General features: G+C 63.5%; 16 protein-coding genes and 1 pseudogene. All 17 read left to right on the plus strand.

Annotation, left to right across the window (positions count from 1 at the left end; all coding sequences use genetic code 11):
- The first annotated feature begins 129 nt into the window (after positions 1-129).
- Complete coding sequence (locus IPG05_13370) at positions 130-846, plus strand: hypothetical protein (protein MBK6496068.1); 717 nt, start codon at positions 130-132, stop codon at positions 844-846.
- Positions 846-1,535 (plus strand): response regulator transcription factor, encoded by a 690-nt coding sequence (locus IPG05_13375; GenBank protein MBK6496069.1) that lies wholly within the window; start codon positions 846-848, stop codon positions 1,533-1,535. The genes IPG05_13370 and IPG05_13375 overlap by 1 nt, the downstream gene beginning before the upstream one ends.
- 81 nt (positions 1,536-1,616) lie before the next feature.
- Positions 1,617-6,152 (plus strand): RHS repeat-associated core domain-containing protein, encoded by a 4,536-nt coding sequence (locus tag IPG05_13380; GenBank protein ID MBK6496070.1) that lies wholly within the window; start codon positions 1,617-1,619, stop codon positions 6,150-6,152.
- Positions 6,153-6,181: 29 nt separating this feature from the next.
- Positions 6,182-7,315, plus strand: coding sequence for a hypothetical protein (locus IPG05_13385; GenBank protein ID MBK6496071.1), 1,134 nt, complete (start codon positions 6,182-6,184; stop codon positions 7,313-7,315).
- Between the two features lie 804 nt (positions 7,316-8,119).
- Entirely contained in the window at positions 8,120-8,632 is a 513-nt protein-coding gene (locus tag IPG05_13390) for a thioredoxin domain-containing protein (protein MBK6496072.1), read from the plus strand.
- Between the two features lie 611 nt (positions 8,633-9,243).
- Positions 9,244-10,395: a hypothetical protein gene (locus IPG05_13395; GenBank protein MBK6496073.1), complete on the plus strand. Its 1,152-nt coding sequence runs from the start codon at positions 9,244-9,246 to the stop codon at positions 10,393-10,395.
- A 20-nt stretch (positions 10,396-10,415) separates the two neighbouring features.
- Positions 10,416-10,664, plus strand: a pseudogene (locus IPG05_13400) (DUF2247 family protein).
- Between the two features lie 857 nt (positions 10,665-11,521).
- Positions 11,522-12,064, plus strand: coding sequence for a hypothetical protein (locus tag IPG05_13405; protein ID MBK6496074.1), 543 nt, complete (start codon positions 11,522-11,524; stop codon positions 12,062-12,064).
- On the plus strand, positions 12,061-13,329 hold the full coding sequence (locus IPG05_13410; GenBank protein ID MBK6496075.1) for a hypothetical protein: 1,269 nt from the start codon (positions 12,061-12,063) through the stop codon (positions 13,327-13,329). Before IPG05_13405 ends, IPG05_13410 begins: the two co-directional genes overlap by 4 nt.
- 1,579 nt (positions 13,330-14,908) lie before the next feature.
- Entirely contained in the window at positions 14,909-15,508 is a 600-nt protein-coding gene (locus IPG05_13415) for a DUF305 domain-containing protein (GenBank protein MBK6496076.1), read from the plus strand.
- Positions 15,505-17,271: a hypothetical protein gene (locus IPG05_13420; GenBank protein MBK6496077.1), complete on the plus strand. Its 1,767-nt coding sequence runs from the start codon at positions 15,505-15,507 to the stop codon at positions 17,269-17,271. Before IPG05_13415 ends, IPG05_13420 begins: the two co-directional genes overlap by 4 nt.
- Positions 17,272-17,368: 97 nt before the next feature.
- The gene (locus IPG05_13425) at positions 17,369-17,956 is read left to right on the plus strand and encodes a hypothetical protein (GenBank protein MBK6496078.1); all 588 of its coding nucleotides are present in this window, start codon (positions 17,369-17,371) and stop codon (positions 17,954-17,956) included.
- A gap of 174 nt (positions 17,957-18,130) precedes the next feature.
- Positions 18,131-18,928: a hypothetical protein gene (locus IPG05_13430; GenBank protein ID MBK6496079.1), complete on the plus strand. Its 798-nt coding sequence runs from the start codon at positions 18,131-18,133 to the stop codon at positions 18,926-18,928.
- A gap of 351 nt (positions 18,929-19,279) precedes the next feature.
- Positions 19,280-20,974, plus strand: coding sequence for a GMC family oxidoreductase (locus tag IPG05_13435; protein MBK6496080.1), 1,695 nt, complete (start codon positions 19,280-19,282; stop codon positions 20,972-20,974).
- The gene (locus IPG05_13440) at positions 20,971-21,573 is read left to right on the plus strand and encodes a gluconate 2-dehydrogenase subunit 3 family protein (protein MBK6496081.1); all 603 of its coding nucleotides are present in this window, start codon (positions 20,971-20,973) and stop codon (positions 21,571-21,573) included. Before IPG05_13435 ends, IPG05_13440 begins: the two co-directional genes overlap by 4 nt.
- A gap of 77 nt (positions 21,574-21,650) precedes the next feature.
- On the plus strand, positions 21,651-22,895 hold the full coding sequence (locus tag IPG05_13445; protein MBK6496082.1) for a Gfo/Idh/MocA family oxidoreductase: 1,245 nt from the start codon (positions 21,651-21,653) through the stop codon (positions 22,893-22,895).
- Between the two features lie 163 nt (positions 22,896-23,058).
- A complete protein-coding gene (locus IPG05_13450; protein MBK6496083.1) occupies positions 23,059-23,793 on the plus strand; it encodes a PEP-CTERM sorting domain-containing protein in 735 nt (244 codons plus the stop codon).
- Positions 23,794-23,883: the final 90 nt, after the last annotated feature.

A 23,883-nucleotide genomic window follows, 5' to 3' on the forward strand; every position in this document is an offset into this window, starting at 1 on the left:
TCTGGGCAGCACAGACGGGGCGACAGTGCGCGTTCTATACGCAATGCGGTTGTGCCTCGCTGTAGGGGGCCAGGGTTTCATCCTCCGTGGGCTCTTGCCAATGCCTCGACGAGGACGGGAGCACACCCAATGATCTTGGTTGTCACACTCACCCTCGTTGGCACAATTCTGCTTGCGACGATTATTGGAACGGCCGTGGTGCAGCAGTCACGACTGTTGAGGCTTCGGCAGTCCCTATCCGGACGGCTGATTGAGGCACAAGACAGGGAGCGCGCAGCCCTCGCTCGCGAACTGCACGATGACATGGTTGGTCGGCTGGATGCCGTCAGCCGAGGATTACGCGCACTTTCGAACGGAGATGCGAACGACTACGGAGATGAGCTTGCCGAGCTCGCGGATGAACTTCGCGATGTCGCACGGCAGCTTCACCCTTCCCTGGTTGATCTCCGCGGACTTGAGGTTGCGCTGCAGGTGCTGGGTGACGAGATGGCGTCACGTGCCGGCATCGCGATCACCGTGCACGTGCGCGGCGAGTCCCATCTAGTGCCGAAGCAGGCGCAGCTGGGACTGTTCCGTATCGCGCAGGAAGCACTCCGGAATGCGATCAAGCATTCGAAGGCCGGCGAAGTCGAGATCTGCCTCACTTGCACGACTGACCTGGTGGAGCTGGTGATCACCGATGAGGGGGTCGGCTTCGTGGCCGAGGAGGGACGAAAGGGCGCCGGCCTTGGTCTCTTGTCGATGGCGGAGCGGGCTCGTTTGCTTGGGGGGCGGTTCCAGGTTGACTCAACGCCAGATTCAGGCACCAGGGTGGGGGTGCTCATTTCTTTGGCCGGGAAGCCATAATGCTCGATGTGGAGAAGCCACTCCCGGGGAAACCAAAGGTCATCATCGTCGATGATCACGTGGGCGTGGCGGAATCTCTCGCTACCGCGTTGCGGGACCAGACGCGCGAAATCAGTACCGTCTCCAGTCTGCCGGTGCTGCGCGCCGCCCTGCGGCGAGCTGGCGCGAAGGGAGGTCCTGTGGACATCGTCTTTCTCGATCTGGCAGTCGGGTCGGACAATGCGCTCGAGTGGTTGCCGGACCTCGTGGAGGACTATCCGGAGGTCCGTTTCATCGTCCTGACGGGATACTCCGAGTTCGCTTTGATGGAGGCGAGCCTGAGCGCGGGTGCGCGTGGCTTCCTCGTGAAGTCAGCCTCAATTGCCGAGATTCAGACTGCCATGGCAACCGTCGCGTCCGGAAAGACCTACCGCAGTCCAGGTGTGCATCGGATCGCGCCCTCAAGAGCCCCAGCATCTCCCACGCGACTCCCCGGTGCCGACCGGTTGGTCCGTCCCACCAACCGACAGCGAGAGATCCTGCTGCTCCTCCGAGATGGCGCGACCATGGCGGCTGCTGCTGAAGCACTGGACCTGCATGAACGAACTATCGAGTACCACCTCCGGACCCTCCGGCAAAAGCTCGGCGGTGTGACACTGCTCGCCTTGATGCGCTGGTTTGAGGACTATCTGAATGCGGAGGCAGGGTAATTCTCGCCTAGGGAATTCCGTAGTGCGGTTGGCTGGGGAGCGGTCCGAGACTGCATACATCCCGCCAACTCGGAGCATCGCGTGATTCCAAAGTGCCTGATCACCTTGCGCGGACCCCACCTGCTGGCCCTCATCACCGCCCTGCTCCCAGCGACCGCCGCGGCCCAGCAGCGCACCCAGCTTCGCACGCCCGCCTGGGTTGAAGTCACCCCCAAAGGCACCGACACCCTGACCCTGTCGTCTGGCGGTGGCCGCTTGGCCAACTTCACAGTCTCCAGTACCTACCCTGGGACCACGACCTACAGCCTCGAGTGCACCACGTCGGGGATGCTCGATGCGTGCAGCATCGACGAGCCGTCGATCACGTTGAGCCAGTATGAGTCGGGCGTGGTCTCCGTGTCCATCACCGCCTCGGTGGGGAGCGGTATTGGCACGGTGACGCTCACGGCGTCTGGCGTTGCAACCGATTACGGCTGGATTCCAGTGCACGTCCTCCAAGTCACGGCCCCAACGGTCTCCCAACCTCGCCAGGCAGACTCTCTCGCCGACTATGGGCGCTGCCTGACGGCCACGTCAGGAATCGGTGCCTGGTCGTGTGGGCATCAGGTGCTCTCCCTTGGCACGCCAGGTCTGACGACCCTGGAGCGCAGTCGCTCCATGACCTTGGTGTACAACAGCGCGACGGCGAGTCCCAGACCAATCGTCTCGGCCAACGTCGTGGTCGGCGGCGGGAGTCCCAGTTTGGACCGCGTCCGCGCCGTCCTCAAGGTGATGGACACCGTTCGGACCACGGTGACCTATGCCGGATGGACGGGGGCGAGCAAACAAATCAGCCTCGGTTGGTCGAGTGGAAGTCGCCCGACGGGTATCTACCCCTACGAGCTCGCCGTCTGGGCAGTGGCAGGGAGTGACTCCGCGGCGACCACGGTGTCCGGCAACCTCTTCGTCGTCAACCGGGCCAATGGGCCGATGGGGACCGGGTGGGAGTGGCTCGGCGTCGAGCGCCTGGTCTTCAGTCAGCCGGCGGGCACCAATCACCTGATGTGGGTGGGTGGCGACGGGTCGGCGGCCCTCTACCGGCAAGTCACCTCGACCCGGTGGGTGGCCCCGCCGGCGGAGTATCGAGACACGATCGTCTACGCGAGCGGGGAATACACGCGTACGCTCCGTCATGGGATCCAGGTCGTCTATGACGCGACCGGCCGGCACGTGCGCACGATCAACCGCGCCAATCAGGTGACGACCTTCTATTGGGCGAGCGCGACCCGGCTCGACAGCGTCAGAGTCCCGCCGGCCGGGAGCGGCGGCCGCACCATCCGCCTCGCGTGGTCCGGCAGCATCCTCGACAGTGTCATCGTGTCCGCCGGCAAGGGGGTCAATGCCACCATCGACGGGTCGGGAAATCTGATCCACTGGGGATGGCCCGACGGGACCTACCAGCAGTTTGTCTGGGACGGGAGCAACCGCCCCTCAACGACTGAGGACGATCGGGGTGGGATCTCCCGGTACGTGTATGGGTCGCATGGTCTCGTCGAGGAGGCGCGCCTCTACTACACCAAGCAGGGGGGTGGGGCGGACAGTGCGGTGACGAAGTTCACGCCCTGGCAGGCGGCGGGCTACTCCGGTAACGGGGGCAGCGGGATTAGCGCCGGCGACACAGCGCAAGCGGTGACGACGGTCTTCGGGCCGCGGGTCGGGATCGCGGACGACGCCGTCTTTCATGTGACCAAGTGGGGGAGCCCGAGCGAGAGCCGGGATGCCCTCGGCATGGCGACGCGGTACGGCCGAGATGACGGCGTGGTACCAGCTCTCGTCACGAGCATCCAGTATCCGAACAGTCGGCTCGCCATCATGACCTACAATGCGCGCGGGAACCTCCTCACGCTGACCGACAGCACGTGGGGGAGCCGTGCCTTCCCGACGCTCCGGAGTAGCTGGGCGTATGCTGATGGCAACGCGCCCGACTCCCCGTCGAAGATGAAGGGGCCTGCCGGCGATTCGACAATGTACAGCTATACCTCCCTCGGGCTCACCAGCACGATCACTGATCCGCGTGGGCACGTCACGTCCTTTGCTTACGCGGCCACCGATGACTCGGTTCGGGGGCAGGTCCGGACGATCGCCGAGCGCGCGGTCGGGATCTGGAAGGAGTCGATCGCGGGCGAAATCGTCGACTCGCTGACGACAATCCTCGGCTACGACGCCAGCGGCAACATCCGACGGATCGAGTCGCCCAGCGGGGCGATCTCCCGTCAGGCGCGCGACAGCGACGGGCGGATTACGAGCGATACGTCCGCCTTGGGGCAGGTCAGGAGCTTTCTCTGGGATGCCATGGATCGGCAGACGCACCTGATTCGGCCCCATGCCGCCGGGGCGACGGCCTGGACGTGCCATACCGGGGAGTTCATCTGCGCCGACCTCACCGTCGATGCCTTGAATCCGCCGAACAGTGTGGACACCACGATCGCCACCTACACCAATGGGTTGTTGACCAAACTGCGGGACCCTCGGGGTGTCGAGAAGAACTACCGATACGACCTGCGTCGACTGATGGTGGCCGATCTGGACGAAGCGGGTGCGAAGGATTCCGCTCGATACGACCCGGCAGGTCTCGTGGTCGGGCACCGGAACCGGATCGATAGTCTCGTGACGATGGCCTATGACATCCTTGACCGAGATTCCGTCGTGCTGGTCCCGAAGCGGGTCCAGACGCTGAACTCCCTGATCGGAACGGCGCTTGCCGACACCATCCGGACGACCTACGACTCGATCAGCAACATGCTGACCAGCGTCAGTCGGATTGGAACGGTCCAACGCACGTATTTTGAGAATGGGGCCCTCAAGTCCGAGCGCATGATCCCTGGATCGCCGCCTGGGATGTTGGCGGACTCCATGCGCTTTACCTATGACTCGGTCGGCAGGCTCCAGCGCATTGCGTGGCAGAACGGCGACTCGTTGATGTACTGGATGCGACGCACGGGCGACCTCGATTCGATGCGCGTCTGGTGGGTCACCGATGGATCGCAGCGGAGCGAGATCTGGAAGTTCACCTGGGACTCGCTCGGTCGGCGTCGGAGCATCATCTACCCGTACGCCAGCATGACGGCAACGTGGCACTACGACCGGGCCGGGACGGTGCGGCGCGTGCTCTCCGACAACGCGTCGGGGGTCGTCACCAATCGGTTCAAGGCCACCTTTGCGCAGGACAGTGTCGACGTGACCGGGCGGGTCATTGGCCAGTACACCTATTGTGACACCAACTACGATCCTGGTGTCACCGCAGGGATGACCTGTCAGGGGTGGCTCCCGGATCGGAGCTCGAACCGATTCAATCGGCTCGGCGCCATGGTCATCCAGCGCCAGGACGTCACGACAGACACCCTCTGGTACGACCAGTCGGGCAACCGGACCGCGGCAAAGAACAACACCCTGATCCAGCAATACACAATCGGCAGCGCGAGCAACCGGTTGGTGAGCCAGAAGGACTCCCTGCGCGGGGCAATCTACGCCACCAGCCGCGATTACGTCTACGCTGCCGACGGAGGCATGTGGGAACGGCACTCGGTTACGCCCTCCGGGCCCGACGTCCGCCAGCAGTGGCAGTATGACAACCTCGGGCGCCTGGTGGGTCGTGGAGAGATTTCGAATCTCGGGGCGAGGGATACGTCGTGGAACACCTGCCGGTGGGATGGGACCGGGCGCAGCGCGCAGCCGTGCAATGGATTCCAGTCCACCTTCGTGGGACCCAATGTGGTGCGGACGAGCAACGGCTGGTTCTTCGTGCAGGCGCCGGGCATCGACGAACCGCTGTTGCTGATCTTCCGGAACCCGAACACCTGGCAGCTGCAGAAGCGGCTGCAGGCGGTGACCGATGGGGCGGGGCAGCTGATTGCCATCGCCGATTCGGCGGGCGAGATTGACGCAAGCTACGCGGGGTCGGGGTACGGACAGTCCAGTTGGCGCGGGGCTGGTGTGATGACACGGGGACAGACCTTTTCGCCCCGGCGGTGGGAGACGGATGCACAGTGGGGACAGCTGCAGCAATTCCGCAACCGGGCGTATGATCCGGGGACGGGGCGCTGGCTGCAGGAAGATCCGATCGGCGTGGCGGGTGGGATCAACCTGTACGAGTACAATGGCAACAACCCGGCGACGTGGCGGGATCCGTTTGGGCTAGACCCGTGCCTCATGGCTCGTGCTCGAAAGCTCGGATACCTCGCTTGCGCGCTCGTGGAGTTCGCTGGCCAGGCGCTGGAGAACCGAGGTGTACAAGTCCCCTCCGGAATCGCACCTGAGGTCCTCGGGACGAGTAAGGATGCGCTTTCTCCAGTGCTGCGCGGTGCAAAGTGGGTCTCGGGAATTCAGAACACCGGTGGTCCGGCGCCGAAGAGCATTGAGAAGATTGCGGAAATGATTGGCCCATCCGCTGCTGGCACCGGAATAGGTGGGAAAGCGCTTCGATTCGTGGGGCCGGCGGCGATTATCGTGGGAGCCATCGAGTTCCTTGTGCCTCCGACGCAACGAGCCTACAGAGGAATAACCTGCATTGTCGAGTCGTGCGTCAATAGTCCGCTAGCACCGAGAATTCCTGGGCCTACAATAGGGCCTAGACCATAGGCCCTGTACGCCTGCAGATCCTTGACCATATGGAAAAGTATTCGATGCAGAGTGATCCGTGGATCCAGGAGATCAACGTCGAGGCCTTGCCCGGTGACGAGGACGGCGACGTTGTCCTCGACGTCACCTTCACCATCGCAAGTGATGCTGAGGTCGATGCGCCAGAATTAGTGTTCGGAGCGGGGCATTGCCCGCTGCTGCTGGATGCGATTCAATCCTCTGCTGCGAGTATCGGCCGATGGAAGGGGCCGCTCATCGTCTTCTCGCTCCGAGATGGTTCCCGGTGGGATGGCTCGATTGTCCGCCTTGAAATGCGGCTGGGGGCCGCGCGCTTGCCGATCTATGTCCCGGACGATCTTCCGACCCTGGTTGGGAGCGGCCCAAGTCCCCAACGACCGCTCCCGACGATTCGTTGGATCACCGATGAGTTGGTAACGGGCGTCCGGTTTCTGGGGCTCCCTGCGCCCGCCGCACCATCGGCCAGGGTGTGGGGCGCCGTCACCGCCGTCCCTGCACAGACATTGGAGATTGATGGTGTCAACGTTGGCTTTTCCGCCATGGCTGCGGCGTTGTCTCACGATCGGTCCGCGGTGGCTCAGCAGATCGTCACCGTTTTCAGTGCTTTGGAGCGAGAGTATGGCTCACCAGGGGTGACCGAGGTCATGGTCATCTCCGAAGCGGAACGACGTCGGGAGAATCCGTGGACCGGCATGCTCTTGCCGCTGACCGAATCCGGGTTGTTTGGCGCTATGCCGCGCGATCATGGACTATTTCAAGCCGAGGTAGCTCGGATTGTGGCGAGTTGCTGGGTCGGGGGGCTTTGGCGAACCTACGATATTGGGCCCGAATGGTTGTTCTGGGGAATCCATTCAGGAATGAGAGCTGACTTCGTCAAGCGGACCGACCCCGGGTTGTACAGTCGGTTGCTCCCGTTGATGACGAAGCGACTTTCGCCGTCGCCATTGAAGCGGTTCCAGCGGGATGTGCGGTACGACATGCGTGCGGCTGCTGTGGGGCTTCACGTGTTGGCGCTCCTTGAAGTGGAGTTCGATCGGGCCACGTTCAGGCGCATGCTGAAGGAATTCTCCGGCACTTCCGTGGCAGCGGAGGACGTGATGACGTTCCTTGCGCTGCCGCCTGAGTTGCGCGGCGAGGTCCGATAGCAGTGGAAGGTGAACGGTACTAGCCATGGTCGGTGGTGCGATTCTTTGCCGCAATCACCGACACCAGAAGGCCATTTCTCGCCGTCCGGAATCCGAGTATCTCACAGCCGCAGTAGCGGCTGCAGGCGGTGACCGATGGGGCGGGGCAGCTGATTGCCATCGCCGATTCTGCGGGCGAGATTGACGCGAGCTACGCGGGGTCGGGCTACGGCCAGACAAGTTGGCGCGGCGGGGTGAGGGGCCTGCGGTAACGCGCCTACCGGTGGGAGCACTCGATGGGAAATCGGCATGGGGAAGGGAGTCTTGGCACTAACCCAGGTGTCGACGGGAATTGCGAATAGTGACTCGCCGTCGCGCCGTCCCTGTCTCGAAGAAAGCGATCAGAACAGGATTCCTGTGGAAATTCACAGTCCTGTTCCTCTTCCATTGGCTTGACGCACCAGCTTTTTAAGGGCATCACCAGCGGAGCGGCCCAACAGCGGCGCGATGTCGATTCTTTGAGGCGCTTCCCCTAGGGTTTGCCCCAGTGTACGTGCGAGCTGCCGAGCCATATCCTCTTGGTGGGCAGACTGTGGTTGCGCCGTCTCTAGACCTTATGAGCGGCCGGTGCCCGCGGCACTCCCTCCCTGAGGCCACTTCGTGAAAGCATCCGAACGAGCTTCGACCGTACTGATGTGGGCCGCCGTACTCTCGGCCGTGACGAGTACTGCGCTACTGGTCGAACGGAGGTTCAGTACGTCGCGCGGCAGCCAAGCAGATCCGTGGGCGCAACCACTCAAATTGGTGGACGGGTGGGAGACACTCGTGGACTCTGGCCTCAGGATTGGACCAGCCAACGCGCGCATCCAGGTGGTTGAGTTTGGTGATTTTGAGTGTCCGGCCTGCAAGAGCTTCGGAGAGAAGGTCCTCGATCCACTCTTGAGGCGGTATCCAGCGCAGATCGCGTTGACGTTCAAGCACTGGCCACTGGAGTACCATCGCTTCGCGCGCAGAGCCGCAATTGCAGCGGAGTGCTCGGGTAAAGAGGGGCGGTTCCCATCCTTCTATGAGGCAGCGTATGCCCATCAGGATTCGATCGGGTTGATTTCATTCGCCGACATTGCTCGCCGGGCCGGGCTCATCGATACCGTTGCCTTCAATGAATGCCTCGCGAGCGACCGTTTTGATAAGACCCTTCAACGTGACCTGGCGCTGGTCGACCGACTGGACGCCCGGGGGACGCCTGTCATCATTGTGAATGGCTTGCTCTTGCCGACGACTCCGACGAGCGAGCGGTTCGAGCGATTGCTGGATAGCCTCGGACTGCGGCGACAGTAGCACGTCTCGTTGCATGGAGGTGAGCCATGCCATCACGCTTTCTCACCGTGGACACCATTCGCCCCCTTTTCCGGAGTCTACAATAATGTCGCGTACCAATCTCACGTCAGTCCTTGCACTCGTTGCCTCTCTCGTCGCTGGCGGACAGCTGATGGCGGAGGAGGAACCCGAAGGATTGTTCTGCGCTACATTCGACGTGAACCCCGACTGCAGCGACTATGTCTGCACCAACGCCAACTGCCCGGGGTATACGGTCTACGGGACTCAGTGCTCGGGCAATCATGTGACCTGTGAGGGGACCAAGAACTAGGGTCGTGTTTCCGCTGGTCAGTAGGTGCAGATGACGGCTTCCCGCCGGACAACGGTCCGGTGGGAAGTCTGTGCAAACGACGTGGTTTGAAGCCGGACAGTCCGGCGAATTGTTCCGGGCCGGCAATTCGGCTGGACCGCGAGGTCTACGTCCGCAACGTAGCATATTTCCTAGTAGCACACCGGGCGACTCGCGGTGCCGGATTCTGACACCCAAACGCTTGCAGAGGAGCGCCGACGCCGGACATGATTGGTTGCCGGCGTGCTGCTCCAATACCCACGTCCTAGCAGCAGGGTTTTCCATGCCGCGCAACAGTAGTTACACCGTGTTCCTTCGGAGCGCCATCCCGCTGCTCATGCTCGTGTCTTCCGTTGGAAGACTCGACGGGCAACAAATGACGACGAAACGAACCCTCCGAATCGATGCCGCGGCCGAGGGGCTCACGGAAATCGGGAGTCTCGTGGTGGGACGCGATGGCGTGATCATGATCACCCAGCCTCAGGACTTCCGGGTTCTGGTCTTCGACCGGGCAGGGCGTCGGGTCGCTTCGATCGGACGCAAGGGCGGTGGACCGGGGGAGTTCCAAGCCATCCGCGGGGTGGGCCGATTCGGAGATGGTTTCTGGGTGGAGGATCCGGTACTCAGGAGATTCACGATCATCGGGGCGAATTTGGGAGTCTCACGAATCGTCCCCTATCCGATTCTTGCCGTGCCGCAGGACGGGACTCGTGGGTGGGCGCAGACGATGCCAATGGCGCTTCGGCCCGATGGGTCCGTGATCTTCACGGGGAGACTCCAAGGGGAAGGCACCCTCCCATCGTGGCACCCGCAGTTGCCTGTCGAGGGGGCGTACATCTTCCGAGTCTCTGCAACGGGGGCGTTCCTTGAGCTTCTCGCACGGCATGCCACGCCGGTGTGCCATACGCAGATAACAGAGACGCGGAAGGCGACCATTCCCTTCTGTTCCGAACCGCTCACCGCATACTCCCCGGATGGCAGCCTGAGCCTGGTGGTTGACTTCGGAATGCAGGCAGGGCGAGACAAGCGGTACTCGATGCGAATCGTCGGTGCGGGTCGACGGGCGCCGGCGGAGGCATTCATCTCATTTGAGCCGCTGGCAATCCCGCCATCGATCGCGGATAGTGCCTTGCGAGCGCGGGCAGCACTTCTCCGAATCGACCCGGGTGAATTTCTCAGGCGGATGAAGGCGCCCTCCTACTACGCTCCCGTCGTCGCAGCGATCGTGGCCAATGACGGCTCCGCCTGGCTTGAAGAGACCAGGGTCGGACGGGAGCACCGCTGGGTGGCAAGAGATCCACTTGGCAAGGTCACCCGTCGTGTCACCCTTCCCGGCAATGCTCGTTTGGTAGCTGTTGAATCGGGGGTGCTTTGGGCAGTGGAGATGGACGGTGACGGCCTGGAGCATGTGGTCACGTTTCGAGTGGACCGCTAAGAGGCGCCACCAGCGCTCGCACCCGCAGGGTATGGCTATTTCTAGTCTTAGCGTGGGTCTATGAACAACGCCGCGAATACGAAGTCCCGATTCGTGAGGTCGAATCAGTCTATGCCGATTGTGGACATCCGGGTGTGATGACCGGCTTTGTCACCTTTATGCCATCGGGCCCGCCAATTAGCAATGCGGAGGCAGGGGAGACCAGGATGTATTCGGAATGGCGACGATTTCTCCTGGAGGAGGTCGAATGGTTCAACGATGAGGCATGAGACTCGTCTCACGATTTGGACGATCGCCCAACGCGGGTAAGGAATCGTGGCCACCACGAGTCATGCTGAAGTTGCATCATTGCGTCCGTCGCCGGGATTGGGGTGTTTGCAGTCCTGACCGCGAGCTATGCTGGCAGGGAGATTGCCGTTGGAAGGTGGGCAGTTCGCAGTCTAGCCTTGTGCGCCGCTCGGTGTGGTGTCGTCGCGTGCGGCACGCGCGATTTGCTCTATTGCGATCTGGCGCGGTGCGCCGAGGCTTCAAGTTCATTGTGGAAATCCACAGGATTGAGTCGGAGGCTATCTGCTGCCCCGGGATTTCTCTCGCGCATCGGCGCCGCCATTTCGCCGAACAGGCAATCCAGCTTCGGATTGGTTTCCACCTCGGGAGGAATGCATCGCCCCGCCAATCAGCACGGCGCGTTGTGGAATGACCTAGTTGTTACGCCTCGATTCGCGGACGACCTTGGGGTGACGAGCGTGGGTACGCAGGTTGCCGCCTACCTGCTCGGTCAGGATTTCTCGAACACTGGGAGGTGAGTATGACGATTTTGAGGAAACTCGCTACCGCGGGCGCCGCGACGGTCCTGCTTGCACTGAACCTCGTCGCAGCAGGGACCCTGACGGCGGATGAGGGGGAAGAACCATGGCCGCCGAATGGTTCATGTTACCTCAGCATGGTCGGTGGTCAGGCACATTGCTGGTGCGGGTTTCCGGACCCCACTCCAACCTGCCACACGATCTTTGGCGGTTGCATCTCGAATGAGACGACTCCCTGCGCAAATCCCTAGCTGGCCCCCTGAGCTGCCGGGAGACCGACGACTTTGCCGTATCTCCCGGACAGCCCATCGGAGGATTACGTGAACCAACGGATCGCGCGGAAAATCGTGATCGGACTTACCGTGATTCTCCTGTTCCAAGCGAGTTGGATTCTCTTCGACCGGCGCGCGATTGCCGCGCCCACAACAGGTGACCAGCTCATCGATGCCCGAATCATCTCTACGGAAGGCAACCTGACTGCAACGACGCTACGTAACATCGCTACTGCCTCCTGCCAAGTTGTTGTGTTCTATCACTCTACGTGTCCGGTGTGCGACCGCATCGCACCATTCTGGCAACGCACACAGCGAGTGACCACGAACACAGGAAACATCCCGGTGATCTGGGTCAGCGTATCCGCGTCAGACACGGGCGCCCGCGCGTTCCTGTCTCGCCACGAGCTTTCCTCGAACGATGCGCTTGGAGTGGCTTCAATTCGGGAATTGAAACGACTCGGAATCACGGCCTGGCCAAGATTTCTACTCGTGGATAGCGCAGGGCATTACACAGCAGAGGGGCCTCGGAAGCCAGCTGACTATAAGCGAATCTCCGGCTGCCGCCTTCTCGACTCAGTGCCGCAATGACCGTTCAGTCACAACGGACGACGCGGGCGCTAGACAAGAGTCTTTCAGCACTGCTCATTTTAATGCTGGTGGGGTGCAAGGCGGCCGCGGCACCAGATCCCGATATCGAGGAATCGGTGCAATTGTCCCGCCGCTTTCAGATGGAACCTACCGTTGCCGCGGCAGTGATCCCCGCGAACGAGATGTTTCCGGAGTGGCGCCCCGAGTTGCTACGTTATCTAGTCGGCGGCGGCTTTCGGGACGACTCCACGCTCGGCTTTCAGCTCGCACATTCTGCAGTCATCATGAGTGATGGATCAATTTTCCTCGCGTCCTACCGCCCACCCTTTGTACGGTACTCAGCTGCGCGAGGGAACGTCGCTCACCTCGGTGTGACGGGTGAGGGGCCGGGTGAGTACCGCCAGATTCAATGGATCGCCCGCTTCCGCGGCGACTCGCTCCGGATATGGGACGGAATCCTGCGGCGGTTGGCAACGCTCGATCCCGAAGGGCGTGTCGTCGCCGAAGCCAGGCCGTCGCCGAAGCTTCGAGATGCGCTCGAGTTCTGGCCGAGCAGGCTCTTTGACGACGGGCGCCTATTGGCGATCGGTCGACGGGGCGTTCCAGAAGCTGCTGGGAACTTAATAATTCGCGGTGACCTGCTGCTTGTCGACTCATCGAATAGTGTGGTCGAATCGCTCGCCAAAGACGTGCCACTTGGCGAGATGCATTTGAAGGAGGCGCCGAATCAACCCGGCATGGATCGAAGCTACTCGGTCGTCACACCGCCGTTCACTCGCTACGGGTTGACGGCGGCCGGTGGTCAACGGTGGTGCTACACCTGGACTGGTGGCGCGGACCTGTACTGCGGGGGTACCAAAGGGGAACAAGTTGTTTCGGTGCGTGACACACTCGCGCAGAGGGTCGTTGATGATTCGACGATGGTTCGGCACCTTGATGAGCTTGGGGTGCTCGAAGGCGCGGGCGATCAGCGAAAGGCAAGAATCATCGGCTGGAAGCAACACTGGACCCATGACTTCCTGCCGCGATGGTCTCGGATGGTGATGGACGATCAAGAACGGATCTGGTTGCAGCGATATCGCAATCCACTTGATTCACAGGAACAGGTGATCGTGCTTGATCGACATTTTGCACCGGTGGCACGATTCGTATTCGAAGGTGGCTGGCAGCTTCTTGCTGCACGGGGGCAGATCGCCGTGGTTGCGAAGCGCACGGGGAGCGGTGGAGTTGCGAAGGTGCTGTCGCTCTCGAGCGGTGAGCTGTAGCGCGAGCAACTTGCTCATGAATCCTAGGGTCACATTGGGCCTGGTTGGAACCCGCGTGGAGGATTTGCCTGCAGTGATGCTGTACCCCGCTGGGCCAGCATTTCATGTGTGGTCAGGCGGGAGAACATGATTCGACGAGAGGTCGGAGCACCTCTGCGAACCGCCACTCCGGAGACAAGAATGCGGTGGGGTGTTGTCCTTGTGTTAGTGGCGACATGCAGTAAAGAGCATAGAGCGAACCCAGTCCTGCCACGCCAACTCGTTGGCGTGTGGGAGCTCAGTTGACTAACGCTGGACATTCTCCGGCAATCGGGCACGTCGCGCTGTTGCGATTTGAATAGTTTGCAGTGCCCGGGTGACGGCTGTCCCGGATGCGTCGAATCGTGCGGCACCACCGAGCAAAGGGCGTGCATCAACCAGTGCTACGGCACAACCCAGTCAACTGGTTGCGCAATCTCCGTCGTTCCTTGCCGCAACTACCCCAGGCACTTCCGCGCGCCCTTCGTCGCGTAGGTTGTCGGTCGCACGGGAGAGTACTCCTCCATCGCTGCTATCGGCGCGAGGGGAGAGACCTTCTGGGTCTCCGATCCGCTTGCATTTCGCATTTCGTGGATGAAGCCGGATGGCACCCTCCTCGGAACGATGCGCGCTCCAGCCGCGACCACCCTGCGACATGCGAAGCTCCCCTACATTCGACCCACGCCCTTCGGTATTGGCGTCGGAGACACCTTGATTGTTGTGGCGGACCGGGAACCCTCGGCAGGTGTGTCCCCGTCCCTTGGATCCATGGGATTTGGTGGCAAGGCGGCAATCCGACTTGCCTCCGATTCATCGCCCCAACTCCTCGCGCGTACGGGGGCGTCCCCAGCGTGCGCCGTGGTCGCGCAAAACGCAGTTGCGGCAGTGCCCTTCTGTGCCGCGCCACTACTCGCAGTTCGAGGAGATGGTCGTGGTGTCGTTGTGGTACAGTTCGAGGGAGAAACGCTCTCGCCGGTGCGGGTGCACTTCATCAGCAATTCGGGCGACACAGTTTTCACGCACGTCATCAAGTCACGCGGCGTATCGATCCCGCGGGACACAGTGGAGGCCTCCTTACGGCCGCTCCGCAATGACGCGCGCTATCGTTCGCAGGTGATTGCCCCTCGATACTACCCGCCAGTGCGACGTGTGATCGCCGGTGGAGATGGTAGTGTCTGGCTCGAGGAGCATCAACCGACGACCGCACATCAATGGTTGGTGCTCGGTCCAAACGGCCGTCCCCAGGGCAGAGTAACCGTCCCCGCCAATGTCCGCATCATGAGTGCGGTTGCTGACACCTTCTGGGGGGTCGAACTAGATGAGGATGATGTGCCCACGATCGTCCGACATCGGGTCAAGTGAGACCTCCCCGAACGCAGCAAAGAGTTCGAGGGATGTCCTCTGGCGCTGGCAGTATGCCCGGCTAAGGGTCACGGAGCGCTATCTCGAAGGTCGTAGGTCGTAAGTCGAAAGTCGGAGAGGTTCCATCATCCACAGCCGCCTTGCGCCCTCCCTCCCCGTAAGGCAACTTCTGAGAATGCCCAACACCACCCGTTTTCCGATGCTCCTCCTCGCCCTGACCCTCGGCGTGTCCGCTCCCGCCGCTGCGCAGGACCATTCGATGCACGCCATGGGTCACCAGGGGATGCCCGAGCTCAAGCCGATTCCGCCCGGCTCGCTGCACACCGCCGCCGATGTGCAGTTCATGCAGGGGATGATCGCGCACCATGGCCAGGCGATCCACATGTCGAAGCTGGCCGAGACGCGGAGCCGCAACAGCACCCTCATCCGCTTTGCCAAGAAGATCGACCAGTCGCAGGAGTCGGAGATCCGCCTGATGCAGGGGTGGCTCGTCGACCACAAGCAGACCGCCCCCGACACCGCGGCGTATCACACGATCATGATGCCGGGGATGCTGACGGTCGAGGAGTTGAAGGAGTTGGCGACGATCAAGGGGACGATGTTCGATCGTCGCTTCCTTGAGCTGATGATCCAGCACCACGAGGGTGCGCTCTCGATGGTGGACGACCTCTTCAAGACGAAGGGGGCGGCGCAGGATATTGACGTGAACGTCTTCGCGAATGATGTCCACCAGGTCCAGACCGCGGAAATTGCCTTGATGCGCCAGATGCTGACCACCCTGAAGGGAGAGACTCGATGACCGGTTCGTTCCGCCTCTTTGCCGCCGCCGCCGTGCTGTTCGCCACGGCGTCGACCTTGTCGGCCCAGTCGTACCCGAAGGGCGGCGATCCGCGCGACGGGCTCAAGCCCGGCATGCGCGATGCCGCCATCGCGGCGCAGGGGATGCGCCTGGTGAGCACGGTCCCGAAGCCGGCGGTCCTCGACACGGCGCGCGGACTGACCTTCATCAACTCAGATCTCGCCTTCCGCGGCAAGCTGGTCTACCAGGGCAACTTCGCCGGTTTCTCGATCTGGGACGTGAGCAATCCGAGCGCGCCGACGATGGTCTCGGTGGTGCCGTGCATCACCTCGCAGGGCGATCCTTCGATCATCGGCCACCTCCTCTTCATCTCGGCGGAAGGCGGCGGCAACCGGAACGACTGCGCCAAGGGCGGCGTGCAGAAGCCGGAAGATCACATGGCCGGCGTCCGGATCTACGACGTCTCCGATCCGAAGTCGCCGCGTCTCGTGAAGAACGTGCAGACCTGCAAGGGGTCGCATACCCACACGGTGATCCCGGACCCGAAGAACAAGGGAATCATCTACATCTACGTGTCGGGCAGCGGCGGCGTCCGGAAGGAAATGACGGGCTGCGCCGAAGGGACCGACCCGGCGGACGTGAACAACTCGCTCTACCGCCTCGACGTGATCAAGGTGCCGCTCAAGAATCCGGAGGCCGCCGAGGTGGTGACCGGCGCGCGGATCTTCACGGGACTCGACGCCGCGCCGCGCCGTGGCGGCGGTCAGGCCGGTGGTGGACGGCCGGCGACCGGTCCCCGGAATTGCCATGACGTCTCCGCCTACCCGGCGTTCGGCCTGCTGGCCGGCGCGTGCGGCAGCCATGGCCTCCTGGTCGACGTCTCCGATCCGGAGCATCCGGTGCGGCTCGACGCGGTGTCCGACACGAACTTCTCGCTCTGGCACACGGCGGTCTTCTCGAACGACGGCAGCAAGCTGGTCTTCACCGATGAGTGGGGCGGCGGCACCGGGCCGATGTGCCAGGCGACGTCGATGCTCGAGATGGGCGGCAACACGGTGCTCTCGATCGGCAAGGATCGGAAGCTGACGCAGCATGCCTACTTCAAGATCCCGACCGGGCAGACGGCGCAGGAGAACTGCGTCTCGCACAACGGCGCGCTGGTGCCGGTGCCGGGCCGCGACATCATGGTGCAGGGGTGGTATCAGGGTGGCGTGAGCGTGATGGACTTCACCGATTCGGATCATCCGGTCGAGCTGGCGTTCTTCGATCGCGGCGCGATCGATGCCCCGCCGGTGGTGACGGACAGCGTGCCGGCCCGTCGTGGCGGCGGGATCATCGGCGGCTCGTGGGGCGCCTACTACTACAACGGCCTGGTCTACTCGTCCGAACTGGCGCGCGGCCTCGACATCCTCGAACTGCTGCCGAGCGCGCAGTTGAGCGCCAACGAGCTCGCCGCTGCGAAGCTGATCGTGATGGATGAGTTCAATCCGCAGAGCCAGCCGAAGCTGGTCTGGCCGGCGGCCTTCCCGGTGGTGCGCAGCTACCTCGACCAGCTGGTGCGCGGCAACGGCCTCGCGGCAGCCCGCACGACGGCGATCGCCACGGCGCTCGACGCGGCCGAGGCGAAGAGTGGCGCGGCGCGGCGGACGGCGCTGACGACGTTGGCGGCCCAGGTCGACAAGGATGTGGCCGGCGCGACGGACAAGGCGCGGGTGAAGACGATGGCGGCGGAGATGCGGCGGTTGGCGGGGGTGAGCCGTTAGTCGTTGGTCGTTGGTCGTTAGGTGCCTTCGCCGCGGCCGTCAGGCCGCGGTGCGCCGTGCAGATAACCCCCAGCCGCGGCCGTCAGGCCGCGGTTTGGTGTGCGCGCTGATCACGGTGCTGTTCGCCGCGCCGTTGCGGGCACAGTGGTCCGAGCCGGGAATGCGCACCTGTCCGGCCGCCGACAGCGCCATCGGCAAGATGCGCAAGATGAACAAGCCGCGGGTGCGCTTTCTCTACATTCCCGAACGCGATGCCTCGTTGATCGTGACCCACCTGCGCGCGACGTCGTGGCAGGTGGGGCGGAGCCGTGTGGTCGGCATGGAGGGGCGGATCCCGGTGGCGGGCCGAGGGCCGGACTCGAATCCGTCATTCGAGTTCGCGCTGATGGTGCTCGACAGTGTGGAACGGGTCCCGTCCGAGATGCCGCTCGTCATGGTCCTCGACAAGCGGGACACCCTGCGCGCCTACGACCCGCAGGTGCGGCCGGTGCTCAACCAGCCCAAGGTGAAGGGCGTCCCGTTGACGATCCGCTACGGGCTCACCGTCGAGGAGACGCGCCGTCTGGCCAAGGCGAAGGAGGCGACCGGGATGCTGGGGCCGCATCGATTCATGCTGTACGACTGGGAGTTGCACGACCTGGAGGCGGTGTATCGGGTCGCGCGGTGTGGGGGGGCTGATTGGTAGGTCGTAGGTCATAAGTCGTAAGTCGTAGGTCGTAGGTCATCCCGAGCAGCCCGAGGAGCCTGCCCTGAACGCAGTCAAGGGATCTGCGTGATCGCGAAGGGGCCAGCACCGGCCCACCCTGATTCACGACGACCCCTCGCTTCGCGATCTCCCCCTCTCAACATCGGATCGTCCATGAACCGATTCGCTCTCACGTCCAGGCTGCTCGTCGGACTCTTACCGCTGTTGACCGTCCTGCCGCTGGCGGCTCAGGCGCCGACGCTAACGGCCACCCTCACGCGCACCGTCACCGGCGACTTCACCTACGTCGGCTCGATGGTGATCGGCGCCGACGGCTCGGTGCTGGTGTCGCAGCCGTCCGATGTGCGGCTGCTGCTGGTGACGGCGGCTCCCGAGCCGAAGGTCCTCGGCCGACGCGGGGCGGGACCGAACGAGTTCCAGTTCATCCAGGGGCTCGGTCTCGCCGGGGGAAAGTTCTGGGCCTACGATGCGCAATTGCAACGGATCACGTTCATCGAGCCGACGGGTGCCTTCGGCCCCAGCCAGCCTCTCGAGGGGTTGGCCGGGAAGCCGGCGCTTCGGGGTTTCATGTCACCGTCGCTCGTGGCCGTCGTCACTCCGGACTCGCTGCTCGTTGCGGCGTCGGCCGAGGGGACGGGGATGCTGGGGATGATCGAGCTGGCCGAGCGCCACTTCATGATCACCGGGGCGGGGCAGCTCGCGATGCGCGAGGTGGCGCGTCGGGCGGCCGCGCCGAATTGCGCCGTGATCCAGGGGAATGGCGTCTCGGCGGCGCGGACGACGGCGATCGCCACGGCGCTCGACGCGGCCGAGACGAAGCGTGGTGCGGCGCGTGCCACGGCGTTGCGGGCGTTGGCCGGCACAGTGGACAAGGATGTGGCCGGCGCGACCGACAAGGCGCGGGTGAAGTCGCTGGCCGCGGAGATGCGGCGGTTGGCGGCGGCGAAGTAGCTTGTTGGGATGCGCTCCAGCCGCGCATGTCAATGCGCGGTAGGTCGTCAATCGGTGATGCTCGTCATCCCGAGCGAAGCGAGGGACCCGCGTAGCGCCGCCGCATGGGCGAGCGTCAGCCCATTCGCGGTCACGCAGGTCCCTCGCTTCGCTCGGGATGACGCTGCTTCGTGCTAGTTGAGGTGACGGAGTAGTAATGGATACAACGTCGATGCGGCGAGCATTCATTGATTACCGCTCCCACGGTATCGACTCCCGCCTCAATCTCCAAGATGACATGCACCCTCGATCGGCGTAATTTCCTCCGTTGCCTCCCGGCAGCGCCTCTGCTTCCCCAACACGCGGTCCTCCATGACTTTCCTTACGCGACGCGTCGTCTACGATGCGGTGATCGTCGGCTCTGGCGCCGGTGGCGGCATGGCCGCCCACGAGCTCACCAAGGCCGGTGCCAAGGTGCTCCTGCTCGAGGCCGGCGGGATGTGGGACAACACCAAGGACTCGAGCATGCTCACCCAGCCGTGGGAGACGCCGCGGCGTGGTGCCAGCACGCCGGATCGTCCCTTCGGTGAACACGACGCCTGCATCGGGGGTTGGAACATCCCAGGCGAGCCGTTCACGACGGCACCGGGGACGCGCTTCAATTGGTGGCGCGGTCGGATGCTCGGCGGCCGGACCAATCACTGGGGCCGCATCTCGCTTCGGTTCGGTCCCGACGACTTCAAGGGGAAGGACAAGGACGGCCTCGGCGACAACTGGCCAATCTCCTACAACGACATCAAGCCGTACTACGATGAAGTCGACGACCTGGTCGGCATCTTCGGCTCGAAGGAAGGGCTGCGAAACCATCCCGACGGCAACTTCCTGCCGGCACCGAAGCCGCGCTGCTGGGAGACGGTCGTCAAGCGCGCGGCCGACAAGCACAAGGTCACCTGCATTCCGTCGCGGCTCTCGATCCTGACCAAGCCGAAGAATGGTCGCCCGGCCTGCCACTACTGCGGCCAGTGCAATCGCGGCTGCGCCACCAACTCGAACTTCACGTCGCCGAACGTGCTCCTCTTCCCGGCGATGCAGAGCGGCCTGCTCACCATCCGCACCGACGCGATGGTGCGCGAGGTGTCGGTCAATCGTGACGGGCTCGCCGATGGCGTGATCTTCATCGACAAGCTCTCGGGGATGGAGGAGAAGGTCGAGGCGAAGGTGGTGGTGCTGGCGGCGTCGGCGTGCGAGACCGCGCGCATCATGCTGAACTCGAAGTCGGCGAAGTTCCCGCAGGGGATCGGCAATTCGAGTGGCATGGTCGGCAAGTATCTCACCGACACCACCGGGACGGACGTCGGCGGCTTCGTGCCGTCGCTGATGGACATGCCGCGCCACAACTGCGACGGCGTCGGCGGCGCGCACCTTTACATGCCATGGTGGCTCGACAACAAGAAGCTCGACTTCCCGCGCGGCTACCACATCGAGATCTGGGGTGGCATGGGGATGCCGGGCTACGGCTTCATGGGCGGCATCCAGAATTACGCCAATGGTGGCGGGTACGGCACGGCACTCAAGGATGAGTATCGCAAGCACTGGGGCGCTTCGATCGGCTTCTCCGGTCGCGGCGAGATGATTCCGAACGAGAAGTCCTTCTGCGAGCTCGACCCGAAGACGGTCGACCAGTGGGGCATTCCCGTGTTGCGCTTCCATTGGGAATGGAGCGACCACGAGCTGCTGCAGGTCAAGCACATGCAGGAGACCTTCCGCACGCTGCTCAAGGAGATGGGCGCCGAGGTGCGCAGCACGATGCCGACGAAGGAGCAGGGATACGGCATCGCCACCGGCGGCGCGATCATCCACGAGCTCGGCTGCGTGCGGATGGGCGACAACCCGACCACGTCGGCGGTGAACGCCAACTGCCAAGCATGGGATTGCAAGAATCTCTTCGTCGCCGACGGCGGGCCGTTCGTCTCGCAGGCCGACAAGAATCCGACCTGGACCATCCTCGCGCTCTCGATGCGCACCTCGCGCTACATCGCGCAGCAGCGGAAGGAGGGGAAGCTGTGAGCCAGGAACTCTCGCGTCGCGACCTGCTCGCGGCCTTCGCGGCCACCGGCGGCGTCTTCATGCTGCCGACGCCGGCGCAGGCCAGCGACATCACCCGCACCGTCGCCGCGGCCCGCATGGCCCCCGACGGCTTCGCGCCGAAGATCTACACGGTGCATGAGTACGAGACGGTGAAGGTGCTGGTCGACTATCTCTTCCCGAAGGATGCGCGCGGCGGCTCGGCCACCGAGGCGGGGGTGCCCGAGTTCATGGACACCTTCCTCGAGATCGAGGCGGGGATGCGCGTCGCGCATCGCGGCGGCCTGGCGTGGCTCGACCACGAGATGCGCCGGCGGACCGGGAAGGACTTCATCACCGCCAGCGACGCCGAACGGCGCGCGATGCTCGACGAAATCGCCTATCCGGCGCGCGCCAAGGCGGAGTACAGCCACGGCGTGAACTGGTTCAACTCGTTCCGCGACTTCTCCGCCTCCGGCTACTGGACGTCGGAAGTCGGCGTCACGGACCTCGGCTACATGGGGAACACCCCGGTGGCGGAGTGGACGGGGTGCACGGCGGAGGCGTACCGCAGGACAGCGTCGATGGTGGATGTAGGATGATGGAGGTCCTTTGCTGTGACCATCATCGCGCCACCGATGACTTACGTCCATCACCCATCATCCATGATCCTTCCTTCATGAAAATCCCAAGACGTTTGGGCGTCGGCTTCATCGGCTCGGGCTTCAACACCCGCTTCCACATCCAGGCCTGGCAGGGCGTGCGTGACGCCGACGTGCGCGGCATCTGGAGCCCGAACCAGAAGAACGCGGCGTCGGCGGCGAAGCTGGCGAACGACCTGCATGTCGGGCCGGCGAAGGCCTACAAGAGCATCACCGAGATGGTCGCCGACCCGGAGATCCACGCGATCTGGCTCTGCGGCCCGAATCAGGCGCGGATCGAGAATGTGCAGGAGATCTGTGACGCGGTGATGAGCGGCAAGGGTGAGCTGATCGGCATTGCGTGCGAGAAGCCGCTGGCGCGCGGCGTCGCCGAAGCGAAGCAGGTGCTGGCGATGGTGAAGAAGGCGAAGCTGCAGCACGGGTACCTCGAGAATCAGCTCTTCTCGCCGGGAATCGTGCGCGGGCGCGACCTGATCTGGGCGCGCGGCGCGAGCACGACCGGGCGTCCGTACCTGGCGCGCGCGGCCGAGGAGCACTCCGGGCCGCACAACGCCTGGTTCTGGCAGGGCGAGAAGCAGGGTGGCGGCGTGCTCAACGACATGATGTGCCACTCGGTCGAGGTCGTGCGCTTCCTGCTGACGCAACCGGGGAAGCCGCGTGACACGCTGCGCCCGGTGAGTGTGAACGGGCGGATCGCGTCGCTCAAGTGGAGCCGTCCGAGCTACGCCAAGCAACTCAAGGCGCGCTTTGGCAAGGACGTCGACTATCTCAAGCGGCCGAGCGAGGACTTCGCGAGCGTCACCATCACCTACGAGACGCCCGAGGGGCTGACGGTGATTGGCGAGGCGAGCACGTCGTGGAGCTTCGTCGGTGCCGGGCTCCGACTCAGCGGCGAGTTGCTCGGCCCCGAGTACTCGATGAACTGGAACACCCTCAACAGCGAGCTCAACTGCTTCTTCTCGCGCGAGGTGGTGGGGAAGGCGGGCGAGGACCTGGTCGAGAAGCAGAACGCCGAGATGGGGTTGATGCCGGTGGTGCCGGATGAGGCGGCGGCGTACGGCTACGTCAACGAGAACCGGCACTTCGTCGACGTTTTCCTCGGGCGGGTGGCACCACTCCTGACCTGGGACGACGGTCTTGAGGTGATGCAGATCCTGATGACGGCCTACATGAGTGCGCAGACGGAGAAGACGGTGGCCTTCCCGCCGCGCGGGCTGGATGCGTTCCAGCCGGATGTGGCGAAGGGGACCTGGAAGCCGTAACGGCACCCTCCTTGCTCAATGACATCCCCAACACTGGTAAATGGATGTCAAAGAACAACTTGCGGCTGGATTTCGTGGCATCGCCACAACGGTATGTGGTGTTGGTCCCACAGTTCACGGCAAGGGTGTGGTTCTCCTCAATCACCCCTGGGGTGAGGCAAGCATGAAGCTCAATCAATTGGTGATGCGGGTGGCTGCGGTCGCGGTGGTCGGGATGTCCCTGCCGACGTCGGCTCAGGCCCAGCTCTGGTACAATGGCGATATCAACGGGGTCAACGCCCTGTCGAGCGAGCGGAACACGGTGGTCTCCCAGTCGATGGCCTATGACAACTTCGTCGTGACCGGGGCCGGCTGGACGATCAACAGCGTGTTCGGGAACTTCCTCGCCAATTTCGCCTGGAGCACCGCCGACTACGAGATTCGCACCGGGGTCAGCGTCGGCAATGGCGGCACGGTGGTGGCGTCCGGGAGCGGTTTCGCGGCGAGCCAGGTGGCAACCGGCAACACCGCCTTCGGCTTCACCGAGTACACGGCGACGATCTCCGGGCTGTCGATTTTCCTGAATCCCGGGACGTATTGGCTCGGCATCTCGCCGGTCGGCACCGGCAATAACAACACCGATCGGGCGTTCGTCGGGACCACGTCAGGCACGAATGGCAACAACGCCAACATCGATGGCCTCTCATTCTTCAACTCGACCTTCTTCGGTGCGAACTTCGTGAACTCGGACACTCAGACCGGCGCGCCGAGTGATTTCGCCTACGGGGTCGACGGAGCGGGTTCGGGTCTGAGCACGGGCGGGGATGACGTCGTTCCCGAGCCGGCCACCATGACGTTGCTGGCGACCGGCCTCGCCGGGATGGCGGCGGCGCGCCGTCGGAAGGCCGCCAAGGCGTAACCGTCTTGCGCTGGGGAATCATGCGCCGGGGTCCCATCGAGGGGCCCCGGCGTGTTTCTTTGGGGGTCGTTCTCCTTCAACTCGAGCCGC

The sequence above is a fragment of the Gemmatimonadota bacterium genome (assembly GCA_016704275.1).
Lineage (GTDB): Bacteria > Gemmatimonadota > Gemmatimonadetes > Gemmatimonadales > GWC2-71-9 > Palsa-1233.